The sequence below is a fragment of the Neobacillus sp. NPDC058068 genome, from assembly GCF_042885335.1.
Classification (GTDB): domain Bacteria; phylum Bacillota; class Bacilli; order Bacillales; family Cytobacillaceae; genus Neobacillus.
Genome location: NZ_JBHVSI010000003.1, coordinates 256,903 through 273,060, shown reverse-complemented (window position 1 = coordinate 273,060; position 16,158 = coordinate 256,903). Strand labels below are relative to the sequence as shown.

The following is a 16,158-nucleotide window of genomic DNA, read 5'->3' as shown; positions in this document are numbered from 1 at the left end:
AATTGAATTCTAGTAAAGAAAAACCACCTGATTTCCACTTGTTTAGGAAATCAGGTGTGTTTATTCGGTTAAGGCTTAATGCCCAATTCCGCTAAGATCGTTTCGAGTGTCTTGCCATTATAGCTCGTCATTGGCTTTGGCGCATTGTCCACACTCTTGTTTTGCTTGAGGTAGTTTTGTTGCACAAATTTCATATCTTGTTCGTCAACGATACCATCAAAGTTGATATCTGCAGCCCGGTTATTTGTCTTCCATGCTTTTTGAATTTCAATCGCATCAAGGACATCAATGACACCATCCTGGTTTACATCGCCTGCAATAATATCAAGCGACGGGATTGATTGATATTTTCCGTATAATATACCATTGTGCTCAAAACCAATTGTTACTTTTTTCTTTGTCAAGAAGTGGCCTGGAACCTTCATTTCAACAGTGTATGGATCCTTGGTTAATGGCAATTTCTCGATTGAATATTGCGCATATTCGTTTATTGAAGATGTGGCGTCGTACTCTTTACCGGTTGAATCGATGAGTTTGATGGACGCCCCAACCTTTGACCACTCTTTCTTACCGATGTATCCGCCATTCCCAGGATCACCTATATAAAAACCTTTCGGCGTTATATAGCCCCCAACCCTAGAATATGGCGGGTTAACTTTAAGATAGTTACCAGCGTTTAATACCTTAATTGTTTTATTGTTTGCATCCGTTACGTTTACAGTCGGATTGATGCTTGTCCCAGTGAAAAAGTGATCATCTAGTACCTTTAATGTTACTTCTACAGTTTCTGAATCACTTAATTTCCCGCTCGGCTCTTTAAACTGAACGGTTACTTTATCACCATTAACACTAACGGTAGCTTTATCTGCAAATGTCTCAGAAAGTTTGGCATCTACAAGCTGTAACGTTTTATAACCCCAATCGTCTCCAAAGGTCCATTCCGCTTTAGATACATTATTTAAATTATTTAAGACTAATTTTGCTTTCACTGTTTCTCCAGGTTTTGCCGCAGTTGTTTGACTTGTTGGGTACGTATATGGTGTACCTTCTTTTACAAAGAAATATTCCTTTCGAGGCTGCTTGTTGCCTGCCATATTATAGCCATCCATACTAAACGGAAGGACCTCAGTGGATTCATCCATGGCAATTTCCTCAACAAACTTTCCGTCTTTATCCATATGAATAGGTGAGGAAGGGAATCCCCAATTGCCCCAATAATAAACCATAAAGTTCGATGCTTGGTCTACTTTTACTCCAAATTTCTTCATTTCATCCACCAATGGGTCAGTGATTTGAATGTCAAATGGGTACGTTTCTTGACCTGGTTTATATTCAATAAATGGTGATTTGCCATCCAGTGAACTTTTAAAGCTAGGCGGATCGAGATAAACCCATAAATCTCTTGTTTCCGTTTTCACCTTTCCGGATAGGCCTGTTCCAATAAATTTTAGTTTGTAATGACCTTCTGGCGCATAGCTTTCTTCTTGTGAAATAGGTTGTTTGGAGTCACCCGTAAATTTATAGTAAACTCCATTAAATGCAAATAATCCATAATCAACATTGTCAGATGCCCACTCTAAATTAACCGTTCCAATTAGTCCAAGATCATTCCCTGTTTTCGTATCTTGAAGGACGATATCCATTTTTTCCATTGGTGCGCTCATGTTAAAATCAGAATAAACAAAGACCTCACGAAATGGATCCCATGCAGTTTCGTTTAAATAACCTGGTGAATAGGCCGGATTAAGTATCTCCACCTTGTTAAACCCTTCTTCCATTGTGCGGAAGCTAAACGGAATCCCGTACTGTTCAGAAGATTTCGCTGCATTCGTTAGGGTAATATACCCTGCATAAATACCAGCCTTTGCCTTATTTTTAGCATGCAGACTGACAGATAATGTTTTCTCTTCTTTAGCCTTTAGGTCAATTTTGTCTGAAATCTTAAGGTCGACGTCATTTTGCTTCAAACTATTGGAACCCTTGGATTCACTGATTGATATATTAAAGGTCTTCTTCACATTTTCACTGTTTTTCATATTGATTGACTTTTTTATATTGACGTTTTTGCCAACCAGTTCATACTCAAAGCTTAGTCCACCGGTTAATGCTTTGACTTTCACTAAATCCTCTGCGCCCGGAATAAACGTCTTGTCGATAATTTGGAAGCTTGCGCCATTATGAATCGCTTGATATGGATTGACTCTTCCGGCACCAACTTCAAAGACGCTGTAATCTCCATTAAGAGGATCAGCCGTATTCATTAGCACGGTCTTAATATCTTCCGGCTTTAATTTCGGATTTGCCTGCAGCATCAGCGCTGCAACGCCTGCCGTAAATGGTGTTGCCATCGATGTTCCGGAATAGCGAGAATAAGCATACTTATAGTCACTTTGGTTTTTAGGATCAACCATATAAGAAGGGACAGTAGAGAGAACACTGACTCCAGGTGCCGTTACTTCCGGCTTTATACCGTATGTTTGTCTTACCGGACCGCGTGAACTAAAGTCCGCTAAGCGGTCGCCTTTTGTTTCCGTTACTGCATAATTTGAGAACGTAAAGCTTGTTTCACCTGCTTTAAGCTGGGCTTTGATTTTTTCTCCTGCCTCTTTCGTTATAGAAAAAGCTGGTACAAAGTTTGTTGCTTCACCCAGATTGGCATCGATTTGTCCCGCAATATTGTTATAGAGAAGAACAGCGACTGCGCCTTTTTGTTTTGCATTGCTGACTTTGTCTGCTAAGGCGAAGTCACCGCGGGCCACAAGTGCAATTTTCCCTTGTACGTTCTTACCAGTATAATCATTGGTGTCTCCTAAGCCGACATCGACTACTTGATAGGATTTTCCTTCCCAATCCTTTAATTGATCAGCATAGTGGCGAGCCATCCCAATAAGATCAATGCCATTTTCCGTGCCGATTTTCCCTTTAAAGGTAGAAATCGTCATCGGTACATCACTCGCTCCAACCGTTAACGCAAGTGCGGCTGTTCCAGGGGAACCTAATGTATAGTCACCAGGACCCTCATTACCGGCTGCAACTACCGCTGTAACCCCGCTTAGGACTGCATAATTGATCGCCGTACTTGTAGGGTAATACGGGTCATTGATTCCTGCTCCAAGCGAAAGATTAATAACATCCATGCCATCATCTACCGATTTTTCAATTGCGGCAATGACATCCTCGGAGGTACCGCTGCCATATGGACCAAGAACACGGTAGGCATATAGATCGACATCTGGCGCGACGCCTTTGACAGAAATATCTTTATTGGTCGCCTGACCGGCAATGGTTCCCGCTACATGTGTTCCATGTGAAGTATAGTAGGCTGAGCCTGCATAAATTTCCGGATATCCTCCAGACTTTTGCCAGTCTGCGTAAGTCGTCTCCATTGGGTCATTATCATTGTCAACGAAGTCGTATCCGCCCTTATAGACTTTTTTCAAATCAGGGTGGTTGTAATCAATACCTGTATCAATTACCCCAACTTTAATGCCTTTTCCGGTAATTCCTTCTTCATGAAGCTTGTCTACTTTTAAATAGGGAAGACTTTCAACCGATGTACCAGGATTATTGTTTGATGCCTTTTCTTCACCTAACGCAATGGGGTCGACCTTAAATTCAACATTTTTGTAAACGGATTTAACAACATCAGATTTTAAGAGCATTTCTACTTGATTGGCAGGTAGTTTCATTGCTACCCCATTATAAGTAGTTTTATAGGTTTTAGTAATTTTATGAACTAACTTTCTAGTTTTCAGATTAGCTGATGGTAGAATCGATTGAATATCCTTTTCAAATTGCTTATGTTCCTTTGACACCTGTTCATCCGCTTGTTGTTTGGTAAGCTTCTTTCCCTTTACCTCTGCATCCAACACAGCTACTTTACCCGGCTTTGCACGAAATTGAACGATAACATCGATTTCTTTCTCGCTCTTTAATTCCTCTTTGCTAAATCCTTGCAAGCCGTAGTTATCTGTCATTTCTAATTGGTTTAAAGCTTGTCTTTGCTCCGGTGTAAGTGAGGCAAGGATGTCCTCTGCATTGAAGCTAGTTGCTGTTGCCTTCGGTGCGATGTACGGATTAAATGGTGATAACAACAAACCAGCAGTCAATGTGATCGCTGCCGAACGTTTAAAAAATGATTTCTTTTTCATCTTCTCCCTACTTTCTATTTATTAATAAAACTAGTTAGGAAAGACTCCTTTCATAGAGGTAATAATATTTTGAATATTATAATAGTATTATAAAATTTTATTATCATATAGCAATTGGGGTTATTTGATAGGCATTCCTACCTATCTTTTAAAAATTTCTAAACTTGTAAATTGGGGTAATTGGTCACCATTTTTAAAACAAACAAAAAGGGCGCCAATATTTTGACGCCCTTTTGATTGTTCTATATTATTGAAATCTAGAAAGCGGACGATTAATCCCGCTATTAGTACATTATTTAGGTTTTGGCGGTGGAATTAGCTTGATTTCCTTATTGGCATAAATAGCAGCAATTTCGTTAGATTGTAACAATCTTTTAATTTCCTTCCCTGGAAGCTTCATCGAAACCCCGTTAAACGCCGTTTTATAGGTACGCTTTATCGAATAAGGAATTTGGTTTTGGCCTAAATATCGTTCTACATCCTTCATAAAGCGTGAATGACTTTCTTCTACGTCCTGTTTTGCTTGATCCAATGTTAATGGTACTCCACTCATTTCTGCAATGGCGACTGCAACCTTTGCTGGCTGCGTTTTAAAGTGAATGATGATTTCAACCATCTTTTCACTAATCATATCGACTTCTGGGTCAATGTGTATAGTTGAAGTCATTACTTCTTCCCCCCTGTTTTCTCCCCGTCCCCTTATGTCAACAAAGGCTAAAATTTTTAATATTTCAATAATTATTATATTATCTTTACTTACTATTAGTTATTGGGGTAATTTTTCAGGTCTTTTTTACTGTTTTTTTGAAATTGACATGAAAAATGGGGTGGCCTATTCATTTAATATTTCAATTAAACATGAAAATCCGCTGCCAAAGAAGCTGGCAACGGATTTATAACTGTCTATCTAAAAGAAAATTATTTATGGGGTAACGTAAGTATACCTTCATATAAATTAATGTGCGGTATAACCACCATCAACAAGAAGGGTTGTACCATTAACAAAACTAGCATCATCACTTGCTAAAAAAAGAACGGCCTTTGCTATTTCTGACAGGCTCGAAAAATCGAAAGAAGCAAGAGAACCGTCCCCTTGCTTCTTTCATTCATCTGTACATAAAATCATATTTTCGATATACTAATCACCTTATGGATGAAATAGTATGATTTACATGTTCATACGCTTTTTCGAATTCGACTGCTAGATCAATATCTAAAGCTGTTACACCTTTTGCAGCCCAGGTGCTGAGCGAGACAATAACCGCTTTATATTGGACATTGATAAATGGATGATGTTTGTTTGCTTCAGCAATTTGGCCGATTGCTGAAACAAATTGAATACCCTGCAGGTAATCTTTAAACATATATTTCCTTTCGATCCATTTATCGTTTTTTGCCTTCCAGTTTTGAAGTTTTGCACACTCCGATTGAATTTCTGAAGGAGTCAATGCTGTTAACATCTTTGACTTTCCTTTTGAAGCGGAAGTAACGATAATCCATTATTGATCAGACGCTGAAGTTCTTTTGTTGTGCTGAGACGAAGCAATTCTTGATGCACCTGTTCTGTTTCCATTGTTTGCACACAATGCTCACAGAACAATTCCAGAATTTCCAAGCGCAACAGCCATTCTTTTGGATAAGTGCTTCTCAACACTTGAAGAACGTTTTGAACAGTCACCATACTATTTTCATCCAGTGACTCTTTTTCACGGATTTCTCTGATTGTTTGGTACAGAATTTCTATTTCTGTTAACAGTCTTGGTTCTGTTGCAGCCTTTTTAAATATTTCTTCTACACCGAAGAATGCTTCTGCATCGGCAGCGCCTGGAAATGCAGAAATAACGGCTGATCCTACCGCCATGTCGAACGTTCCCCACTTTTCCTCAAATAACACTTGATCTCCTAATGTGACTTTGCAGCTTTCGAAGGAAATGAGATTTAGTTTGTTGTTGTTTCGGATTATAGTAGAGATCCTACCCGTTACTTGAATGCCGCTCTTAAAAGCCAAAGTCGATTTACGACCTTTTTCAATTCCTAAAGTCTGAAGGTCTTCCTCGGTACATTCTTCAAGAGCGATGTCCCCTTCTAATAAACCAATTGGAGTGCCAAAACCGCTGTAATGTGTCGTTTTCGAATGTCCAGAAAGTTCCTTATCATTAATAGCCAAAGCCGTAGGTCCTGCTGTTTTCACGTAAATGGCTTCTCCATCTGAATCTTTAAGCAGCCTTTCGATCGTTCCTGTAATTTGTAATCCAGAATTCAGGACAAATGTCGACGTACTACCTGATTGAAGCGCCTTATCTAAGCTCTCCGTTCCCCCTTTCCGGAATGCCATTGAATTGGCGAACTCTTCGATAGCCTCTGTCAATTGATCAAAACTCTCGCAAACAAATAATTGCGGCTGCATCGTCGTTACATCGTAGCTTGTCTGAATACATGACTCAATAGAAAAAGGAAGTTTTACTACCTTATCAGACAGGCAATGCTTGCTTTCTCCTACAGAAGATAAGAGTCCGGCACCGTATATTTGCGGGTTTTCCAACGTTCCAATTAAGCCGTACTCCACTGTCCACCAGAAAATCCGCGAGATTTGATCTGCTTCCGACATCCCTTTTACCGCTTTTTTCCTTTCGCTTAGCAATCGTTTTGCTTCTTCAATTTGTTGCGGTGTGGAATGGCGATCTTCCATAACAATCGAAAGATTTCTTACAGCCTCAAATACTTCATGTTTTGCTTTTGTCGCAAATGCCTTTGAACCAATTTCTCCAAATCGTTTGACGTATGAAGCATATTTAGAATCAAATAGGATTGGTGCATGACCTACGGATTCGTGGATAATATCCGGTGCCGGTGTATATTCGATGTTTTCTACTTTTCGAATAGCCACGGCAATTGGCAAAATACCATGCGCTTGGAAATCATAAAAGGCAACACCTGGAATCAATCCATCTACAATCGCAGCGCCCCAGCCAATTTTCGAAAGATGCTCGTTCATGTCTGATACATTTGGAATAGCCTCTGTGTCAATCCCAGATGCGCGGAGACCTTCCACATATGCCGGATGTGCCGAATCCTTTAGGGCATGATGATTTTGTCTCATCACATATCGCCATACCGCATGATCAATCGGTGTGTACTCCTCGTAGTGCTGCTCAGAAACAAATTGTCGCAAATGCGCGGGAATCTGTTTTCTGGATTTTGATTGTTGGTTCATACTAGATTACATCCTTTCTATCTTTTCAATGTTGTTGTGAATTCTCTTAATTCTCTTAACAAGGTAATCGAATTCTCTGTTTCATCATTACTCCTCCTTCCATAAAAAAAGTCCCTACTGGAATAAACCAGTAGGGACGAATAGACTTCGCGGTACCACCCTAGTTGCGAGCATACGCTCACCACTTCATTCTAATAACGACTTTGTTGCCGTCTTCCCCTTCATAAAGACTGCTGCCTTTACTACGAAAAAGAAACTCCGGGAGTGTAATTCATGCTTACATTTGTACTGATTCACACCGACCATCAGCTCTCTGTAGACAAAATGCTAAGCACTACTGTATTCCCTTCCATGCTTGTATCCTATGAAATTTTAATTAAAAAATAAAAAGTCCCTACTGGAAAAATTCCAGTAGGGACGAATAGACTTCGCGGTACCACCCTAGTTGCGAGCTTATGCTCACCACTTCATTCTAATAACGACTATGATGCCGTCTTCCCCTTCATAAAGACTGCTGCCTTTACTACGAAAAAGAAACTCCGGGAGTGTAATTCATGCTTACGTTTGTACTGATTCGCACCGACCATCAGCTCTCTGTAGACAAAATGCTAAGCACTACTGTATTCCCTTCCATGCTTGTATCCTATGAAATTTTTTATAAAAATAAAAAGTCCCTACTGGCAAAATTCCAGTAGGGACGAATAGACTTCGCGGTACCACCCTAGTTGCGAGCTTATGCTCACCACTTCATTCTGATAACGGCTTTGTTGCCGTCTTCCCCTTCATAAAGGCTGCTGCCTTTACTACGAAAAAGAAACTCCCGGAGTGTAATTCATGCTTACGTTTGTACTGATTCGCACCAACCATCAGCTCTCTGAAGACAAAATTGTTAAGCACTACTTGATTCCTTTCAACGCTCTACAATATTTAACATTTTTTTAGTATAACGAATTATAAAATAAGATTTGCCAAGTTGTCAAGGGTTAACTAGTATAAATATATTATCGCAGACCGAAAACTCTTTGTGGGAGGTGTATCTTGTCTAGTTATGTAAATATAATTTTATTCAAAAATATTTAACTGTCTTATGCCACCAATAACCTTTATTATTTTATTTTACGAACTGCCGGGTAAAATTCCTAAGTAGTTGTTAATTTAGCATAGATGATAAAAAACAGGGTTAGTTGTCCTATTATGATTATGTTTGGAACTACTACTACCAAATTAATAATAAAAAAGGTTGCTAAAATCCCTAAAAATAACACTAAATGATGATATTTTAAGCGGTCTTGTTCAAACCTGTATTGATGAAAAACGATAGTTGTTGTAATGAAATAGAGTAATACAGAACCGAATACAAAATATAAGTTAAATGAATAACCTACCTCATTGAGATAGAGCAGCTTGATGGAAGCAGCAATCATGCTCAAAGACATTAAAATAAACAGATGACCGTAAATAATAGTTTGGCCGGCTGTTTCGATCGACTTATTTACTTTCTTATCTACATTTTCGAAATACTGCCACCACATCGAAATAATAAGGATAAATGAAATGATTGAAAATGAGATCGAATTCCAATCCCCTTTTTGTGGCTGAAGTACAGAAAGGGTGCTGACGACCGATTCCCCAAAAAGGATTACTGTAAATGTAGCAAAACGGTCTAATAAATGAACCGTATTGGACGTGGCTTTCACCAAATACTTACGTCCGAAAAATGGCACAATAATATCAACAAATATTCCTGCATACAATACGCTATATCGTATCCATGAATCAAATAAGATAGAGAAACATGATATAATGATTCCTATCCAAAAACGAGTTCCTAAATATTGAGCTACCTTTTTCCTATCCCCTTCTTCTAATCTTCGAACAACCAGATATTGGATCGCTGTAAGTGCTCTTAATCCAATATAGCCAATAAGAAACGGAAGAAAATATTGATCAAAGTCAACCGATAAGGAGGATGTCATAATAAGGACAAACAACATCTGAAAAATCGTAAAGATCCGTTGGTGAAAAAAATCTTGTCCAAACCGATTAATAAACAACGTTTGGCCTACCCAAGACCACCAGATAGGGATAAATATTAAAACAAACTTCAAAAAGTATTCTGGATGGATTTCCCCTTTTTCAACATGAAGTAATACATGAGTCGCAGTCGAAACAGCTGCCGCAAAAAGCAAATCATATAAGAGTTCTAACCATGTAACTTTCTTTTCTTCCATTTTCAGCCCTCCTTCCTTCCTCTTATAGATTATTGTATGATAAAAATAATTTGAAAGAAAATTGCAGATAATGCACTTCAATGGTTTCAAAACAAAAGATTGGAGCTGAATGATTATGAATATGAAAAACATTATGTTACAGAATATAACAATGTCGTATCGTGATGAAGGAGATGGAAAACCGATTGTTTTACTTCACGGATTTTGTGGAAGCCAGAAGTATTGGGAAAAAGTGATTCCCGAGTTATCAAAAGACTATCGAGTCATTGCGCCGGATCTTCCTGGTCACGGAAATTCAACCATAACGAATGAAAAACATTCAATTGAGGAAATGTCCGACATTATTAATCAGCTGTTGAATAAATTGGAAATAAAGGAAGTAGCCATGTTTGGTCACTCTTTAGGAGGGTACATAACACTTGCGTTTGCTGAAAAATTTAGTAACCGATTAAATCGTTTCTCACTTATTCACTCGACTGCTTTTCCAGACTCAGAAGAAGCAAAAAAGGGGAGAGAAGCTAATATAGAAAAAGTAACACATCAGGGAATGCATTCTCTAGTCGACGGGTTGGTCCCTAAACTTTTTTCTTCGGACAATTTAAAGAAGCTTGTCGATGACGTAAAAGTTACACAGGATATTGGTTACTTAACTTCTCTTGAAGGCGCCATTGGTGCACTAAAAGCAATGAAAGATCGGCCAGACCGAAATAGCGTTCTTGAGAAAACCACATTACCTGTTCTTTTACTTGCCGGCGAAAAGGACCAGATTATCCCATATGAAAAAACATTTTCGGTTACGAAGGAAAACATTAAGCATTCTTTATTAAAAAATACGGGCCATATGAGTATGTATGAAGCACCTGATCAATTTATTTCTGAGATGAAGAGCTTTTTAGAGTGATGGCTATATAAGCAATCTGTACCCTGCGTTTATTTTCAATTCCTAGTTGATCTTTTTTAAAATAAGGCTCTGTTAAACTTGCCTGTTGATTTCTGATTCAGGCGCTTCGCGCACCTTAGGGCGGTCCGGGGAGCTCGTCTAGCTGCAGCGCCTAGCCCCTCGAGGTCGCTTCGGTCCTGCCGCTGAAGTCAAAGAACGACTTCAACGTCAGACCCTCCAGCGCTTGTCGCGGCTGGACAAGGCGCTTCCGCTTTTCCTTCTCCTCCGCGCTTTGGCGCATGCTTCCATTGTGCGAAGCCGTCTTCGATGCTTTTCAATAGAACGTCCTAAATAGTTCTATTTATAATCCACTTTAGCGAAATGGAGAGAATATGATTGCAAAAGACAGCAGGTATCCATCATATAACAGCCATGGTAAACGATGCACAAAGGAATATTGACTTTTATTCAGGCGTACTTGGGTTAAGACTCGTTAAAAAAACCATAAATTTTGATCGACCAGAAGTATACCATCTATATTTTGGGAATGAAACAGGGCAACCAGGTACTGTCATCACCTTTTTCCCATGGGCTAAACAGCTGAAAGGTCGAATTGGTTTAGGTCAGGTTGGAGTCACTAGCTACATTATTCCAACAGGTTCAATTAATTTCTGGGAGAATCGTTTACGAAAGTTTGGAATTGAATATACTTCATCCAATCGCTTTGGCGAGAGATATTTGAAATTTACCGATCCTGACGGACTCCAACTAGAACTGACAGAACGAGATGAAGGTCCAATAAATACTTGGAACTTTGGGGGAGTTCAAGCTGAATATGCAATAAAAGGGTTTGGTGGTGCTGTGCTGTTTTCTGCACGACCGCATAAAACTACGGACGTTCTAGAAAATATTTTGGGAATGGAATATATTGGACAGGAAGATGAATTTCTGAGATTTAAATCTGAAGGACATCTTGGAAATACGATTGATATTCAGTTAAATCCTTCAGTCAGAGGGCTGATGGGAGCTGGAACGGTTCACCATATAGCTTGGAGAGCAAAGGATGAAGAAGATCAACTTAGATGGAGATCACTTCTCCAAGACAAAGGATATTATCCAACAGAAATTCGTGATCGAAACTACTTTAAAGCAGTGTATTTTCATGAAGAAGGGGGAATCCTCTTCGAAATAGCAACCGACCCACCAGGCTTTTCGGTCGATGAACCAGTCGCTGCACTAGGAAAAAAACTCATGTTACCTTCTTGGCTAGAGTCAAAAAGAGAAGAATTTGAAGAGACCTTACCGCCTGTAGAGGTTCGTGTTCTTGAGGGAGATAAATGATGAAACATATATTCAATAAGAGGCAAGATCCAACAAAACACTTCATTGGGAGAATAGAGGTCATCAATTAACCGTCCAAGAAGTAGAAGCCACAGCAAATTGGTATCGCAAATTAATCATCAAATAATACAAGTATTACGGAAAGTAATTTATCCTAATGTGCAAAAAGCGAACAGTGTCACTGTTCGCTTTTTTGAGGACCGTCCGTTCCCTTGCTTTAAAACGGATTATAGAACCGATTGCCATCATGAAAGGTGATATAAAGTGTGACGATTAACATGAGGACAAATAGGATTAAGGTTATGATATCGATTTTTTGAAAGGGACGGGCGCGGTACCAGGTCCTCTTTTTGTTTTTTCCAAAGCCGCGCAGTTCCATTGCATTGCTGATAATCTCGATTTTATCGAGACTGGACAGGATAAGCGGGATGATGATTGAAGCGGCATTCTTGATCCTCCTCGGCAGCTTTTCTTTGCGTGACATATCAATTCCCCTTGCTTGCTGGGACATCGAGATATTACGAAAATCACGTTGAATATCGGGAATATAGCGTAATGCGAGCGAGACAGCATAGGAAATGCGGTAGCTGACTCCGATTCGGTTTAATGACGCCGCAAATTCACTCGGATTGGTCGTGACAATAAACAGAATCGCTGCAGGAATGACGGTAAAATATTTAAGCGTCACATTGAATTGATAAAATAGTTGTTCAAGCGTAAGTGAATAGCGCCCGCCGCCGATGTCAACAAGCACATGGCTTGTACCATAGATCCCCACACCCTCTTGCGGCGAAAAAACATAGATTGCGAGATTATTAATCAGCAAGAAAAACAATATAAACAGCAGGACAAAGGCCACTTCACTAAGCCTCACCTTGGAAACGATAAAAACACCAATACTAAATAGGAAGAGAAAGACCAAAACGCGCGTATCATAGGTGAGCATCGCGATGGATGACCAGATTAGGAAGCAAATCAGCTTGGTTACACCTGTAAGCCGATGGACCGGTGATATTCGCTCAATGTAGGAAAGCATTTCTACTGCCATACTGCCGCACCTCCCGATCATAAGCAATAAACCGGCGGACAAACTCTTTTGGTTCGCCTATTCCCGTCCGGTGCGCCAGTTCAAAAAGGGATGTTTCCTTTAAGTTGGCCGCTTCAATAATAGTAGAATCCGCCAATACATTGACAGCCGTATCATCGGCAATTTTTTCCCCGCCGGCAATTACAATCGCCCGCGGCGTATATTCGAGCATCAAGTGCATATCATGGGTAATCATGATGATGGTCACGCCTTGCTGTCCCAGTTCCACCAAAAACTCCATAATCTCGGTATAATGGCGGAAATCCTGGCCAGCAGTTGGCTCGTCAAGAATCAATACCTCTGGTTCCAACACTAAAATTGAGGCGATGGTGACCCGCTTTTTCTGACCGAAACTTAACGCTGATATCGGCCAGTTGCGGAATGGATACAAGCCGCATATTTTCAGCGTCTTCAAAACGCGCTCTTTTATTTCGGCTTCTGGTACACCGCGAATGACGAGCCCTAGCGCCACTTCATCATAAATCATCTGCTTCGAAATCATCTGATTCGGGTTTTGCATCACCATCCCAATCCTAGCTGCACGCTCTTTAATCGTATCACCGCTAATATCCTGACCGCGATAATAAATCTGGCCCGCATTCGGCTTCTCAAAGCCACAAATTAATTTCGATAGCGTCGACTTTCCGGCACCATTTTTTCCTACAATACTAACCATTTCCCCTTTTTCAATTGAAAAAGAAACACCTTGAATTGTTGTTCGACCCGGTTTATAACCAAATGTAATATCCTTTAATTCCAAAATAAATTCTGAAATCGACGTATCGTTAGGGGTATCTGCTTTTTTAAACCAGTTTGCCAGCTGGTCTTTGCAGCTATCCACTTGAAAGGTTTCGATATGTGCAGGCTGCATTTCCGGCGTTATCTCACAGCCGGCGTACTTTGCCGCTTTTACATATAAAGGCTCGCGGATGGAGCACTGCTCTAAAACGGGTGAAGCTAATAGTTCGTCTGGACTCATGTCAGCGATAATCCTGCCATCATCCACGACAATGATGCGGTCAACATGGCAGTGCAAGACATCCTCCAGCCGATGCTCAATGATTACGACTGTTTTGTTTGTTTCTTTTTGGATCCGGTCAATGAGCTCAATCGCATATTTTCCTGTCGCTGGATCGAGATTGGCCAGTGGCTCATCAAATAACAGAATCTCCACGTCATCGACCATGACCCCGGCAAGTGAAACCCGCTGCTTTTGACCTCCGGAAAGCTGGTGGAGTGAGGAGTCAAGATACTCGTCCATTTCGACCATTTTCGATACCTCGGCCACTTTATCAAACATATGTGTTTGCGGTGCAACATCATTTTCAAGTGCAAATGCAATATCCTCAGCCACCGTAAGTCCGATAAATTGTCCATCCGGATCTTGAAGAACGGTACCGACTTTTTTCGATAAGGAAAAGATGTCTAAATCCTTTACATCCTTATCGCTGATTTTCAAACTGCCTGACACTTTCCCTTTATATGAAAAGGGAACAAGGCCATTGAGACAATGGCCAAGTGTGCTTTTTCCAGACCCTGAGGGACCGACAATAAGAACCTTTTCCCCTTCATAGACGGTTAGGTTGATCTCATGTAATGTCGGTGCCGTCTGGCTGCGGTATTGAAAGCTATAGTTTTCGAATTGAATAACTGGTTTTTTCATAAAATTTCTCCTAGCAAATCTTCTAATTAAACATCCTTTGTCAGGCTGCCGCTTTGGCTGCGGCTTTTTGCATAGATACTAAGCAGCAGCGTGCCAAGGACAGCGACTGTCACCATGTTTAACCCGCCGCCAACAAGCCCTTGCAAGTAAACTTTATTCGCTGGTTCCGCATAAATGAAAATATCGAGCGATGGTGCTATCACGAACCAGCCGATTGCTTGGACGACGATTTGAATCACGTTAAACAGAATGATATTTTTGACCGTAAACTTGCCTTCCTCAATATTGATTTTCTTCGCTACTAAACCAATTAGAAGACCAACAATGCCAGAAACAACGACCCAGCTCCACCACGGTGTTCCGTAGAAAATGGCATCCTTTAACGTGTGGCCGATTAAACCAATCAAGCCGCCGGCAATCGGTCCGAACACAACCGCCATTAACGCTAAAAAGCCATACGCGGTTTCGAAATTTGTGTTTGCAACTCCCGTTGGAATGGAGGCGAATCTCCCTAAAATTGCGAATACAGCTGACCCAATCCCAATCGCCACAATAGTTTTTACTGATAAATTCTTTCTTCTCATTCCCTCAACCCCCAAAATATTTTTTAAAAATCAATTATATACAATTTTCGGAACCTTGCGGATAGAAATTTTCCACGCTGCCCCTGTTTCAATATGATACGCCTTGGCAAACGACCCCTGGTTAATCGCCACGCCGATTTTATCGAGCGAATTCACATACAGCAAGGGCTCGCCTAAATGGATGTCGGCAAATGTCCGGCCATAGGTCATAATATTTTTATAAACTTGGCGGGTGTCATTTTCAATCGTCACTTCAAAGGAATCGCCGTATTCAGCTGATAAGTCTTTGAAGAGGACGCGGTCAATATTGGTCCATAAATTGCCGAAGCGAATATCAAGAATGTCGATATTCCCTGTGAGAATATGATGGCTAATCCTCGGCTCCGCTTTCGGCAGTTCGATGACGGATTCAACCGGCACCTCTGGACCAACTTCCTCAAAGGTAATCAAATTAGAAGCGAGTCGCGCCCCGGTATAGGCATAGACATCACGGCCGTGGAACGTATAAGATTCCCCTGAACGCGGCAAGCGATTGACGCTTTCATCAATGATTCTCACTTCCACAATCCCAATACTGTTTTTAATATGAGTAAGCGTCCCATTATCCGGAGTAATGATATATTGATTTAAAGCCGTTTTCGCGACAATACTTCTGCGCTCGGAACCGACGCCCGGGTCAACAACCGATACAAACACCGTCCCTTCCGGCCAATAGGAAACCGTCTGATATAAGCGGTAGGAGCCTTCCCATATATGATACTGGGGAATGTCATGGGTTAAATCAAAAATCCGAATGGCTGGATTCACAGAAATCGCCACACCATACATAGCGCTCACAGCACCGTCACTTGTCCCAAAATCAGTTTGTAATACGAGATGATTATTCATTCTATTTTCCTCCATCCTTTAATATGTCTGCTAGAAGCAGGGGGACGGTTCTCCTGCTTCATCATGTACCCAAAGCATAAGAACCGTCCCCATGCTTCCTGAAAAAAATTAAAAAACCA

General features: G+C 40.6%; 12 protein-coding genes, 2 pseudogenes and 3 other annotated features. Of the genes and pseudogenes, 3 read left to right on the top strand and 11 right to left on the bottom strand.

Annotated features, from left to right (window positions below; all coding sequences use genetic code 11):
• Nucleotides 1-68: 68 nt before the first annotated feature.
• The 6 genes and pseudogenes from ACFVSW_RS05455 to ACFVSW_RS05430 form a co-directional block, all read right to left on the bottom strand.
• Entirely contained in the window at nt 69-4,151 is a 4,083-nt protein-coding gene (locus ACFVSW_RS05455) for a S8 family serine peptidase (protein ID WP_387313182.1), read from the bottom strand.
• A 292-nt stretch (nt 4,152-4,443) separates the two neighbouring features.
• Entirely contained in the window at nt 4,444-4,818 is a 375-nt protein-coding gene (locus tag ACFVSW_RS05450; protein ID WP_387313180.1) for a protease inhibitor I9 family protein, read from the bottom strand.
• A gap of 288 nt (nt 4,819-5,106) precedes the next feature.
• Nucleotides 5,107-5,202: pseudogene (locus ACFVSW_RS05445) on the bottom strand (SDR family oxidoreductase); the annotation flags it as partial.
• Nucleotides 5,203-5,293: 91 nt separating this feature from the next.
• Complete coding sequence (locus ACFVSW_RS05440) at nt 5,294-5,611, bottom strand: 4a-hydroxytetrahydrobiopterin dehydratase (protein WP_387313178.1); 318 nt, start codon at nt 5,609-5,611, stop codon at nt 5,294-5,296.
• Nucleotides 5,605-7,365 (bottom strand): aromatic amino acid hydroxylase, encoded by a 1,761-nt coding sequence (locus tag ACFVSW_RS05435; RefSeq protein WP_387313176.1) that lies wholly within the window; start codon nt 7,363-7,365, stop codon nt 5,605-5,607. Before ACFVSW_RS05435 ends, ACFVSW_RS05440 begins: the two co-directional genes overlap by 7 nt.
• Before the next feature lie 129 nt (nt 7,366-7,494).
• Nucleotides 7,495-7,726, bottom strand: a binding site (T-box leader).
• A gap of 49 nt (nt 7,727-7,775) precedes the next feature.
• Nucleotides 7,776-8,007 (bottom strand) — a binding site (T-box leader).
• Between the two features lie 48 nt (nt 8,008-8,055).
• Nucleotides 8,056-8,288 (bottom strand) — a binding site (T-box leader).
• A gap of 216 nt (nt 8,289-8,504) precedes the next feature.
• Nucleotides 8,505-9,596 (bottom strand): low temperature requirement protein A, encoded by a 1,092-nt coding sequence (locus tag ACFVSW_RS05430; RefSeq protein ID WP_387313175.1) that lies wholly within the window; start codon nt 9,594-9,596, stop codon nt 8,505-8,507.
• 115 nt (nt 9,597-9,711) lie between these two features.
• On the opposite strand from ACFVSW_RS05430, the gene ACFVSW_RS05425 reads away from it, so the two are divergent.
• On the top strand, nt 9,712-10,497 hold the full coding sequence (locus ACFVSW_RS05425; protein WP_387313173.1) for an alpha/beta fold hydrolase: 786 nt from the start codon (nt 9,712-9,714) through the stop codon (nt 10,495-10,497).
• A gap of 188 nt (nt 10,498-10,685) precedes the next feature.
• On the opposite strand, the gene ACFVSW_RS05420 is transcribed toward ACFVSW_RS05425, so the two are convergent.
• Nucleotides 10,686-10,814, bottom strand: coding sequence for a hypothetical protein (locus ACFVSW_RS05420; RefSeq protein WP_387313171.1), 129 nt, complete (start codon nt 10,812-10,814; stop codon nt 10,686-10,688).
• Between the two features lie 58 nt (nt 10,815-10,872).
• Here ACFVSW_RS05420 and ACFVSW_RS05415 point away from each other — a divergent pair, with 58 nt between their 5' ends.
• Complete coding sequence (locus ACFVSW_RS05415) at nt 10,873-11,817, top strand: ring-cleaving dioxygenase (protein ID WP_387313169.1); 945 nt, start codon at nt 10,873-10,875, stop codon at nt 11,815-11,817.
• 19 nt (nt 11,818-11,836) lie between these two features.
• Nucleotides 11,837-11,944: pseudogene (locus ACFVSW_RS05410) on the top strand (carboxylesterase); the annotation flags it as partial.
• Nucleotides 11,945-12,034: 90 nt separating this feature from the next.
• Here the strand turns inward: ACFVSW_RS05410 and ACFVSW_RS05405 are convergent.
• The 4 genes from ACFVSW_RS05405 to ACFVSW_RS05390 are packed head-to-tail and all read right to left on the bottom strand — an operon-like array spanning nt 12,035 to nt 16,039.
• Nucleotides 12,035-12,865 carry an energy-coupling factor transporter transmembrane component T family protein gene (locus ACFVSW_RS05405; protein WP_387313167.1) on the bottom strand — a complete coding sequence of 277 codons (831 nt, stop codon included), beginning with the start codon at nt 12,863-12,865 and terminating at the stop codon, nt 12,035-12,037.
• A complete protein-coding gene (locus ACFVSW_RS05400; protein ID WP_387313165.1) occupies nt 12,837-14,567 on the bottom strand; it encodes an ABC transporter ATP-binding protein in 1,731 nt (576 codons plus the stop codon). The genes ACFVSW_RS05405 and ACFVSW_RS05400 overlap by 29 nt, the downstream gene beginning before the upstream one ends.
• Nucleotides 14,568-14,593: 26 nt before the next feature.
• Nucleotides 14,594-15,151 carry an ECF-type riboflavin transporter substrate-binding protein gene (locus ACFVSW_RS05395; protein ID WP_387313163.1) on the bottom strand — a complete coding sequence of 186 codons (558 nt, stop codon included), beginning with the start codon at nt 15,149-15,151 and terminating at the stop codon, nt 14,594-14,596.
• Nucleotides 15,152-15,181: 30 nt separating this feature from the next.
• Complete coding sequence (locus ACFVSW_RS05390) at nt 15,182-16,039, bottom strand: SAM hydrolase/SAM-dependent halogenase family protein (protein ID WP_387313160.1); 858 nt, start codon at nt 16,037-16,039, stop codon at nt 15,182-15,184.
• Between the last annotated feature and the right edge of the window lie 119 nt (nt 16,040-16,158).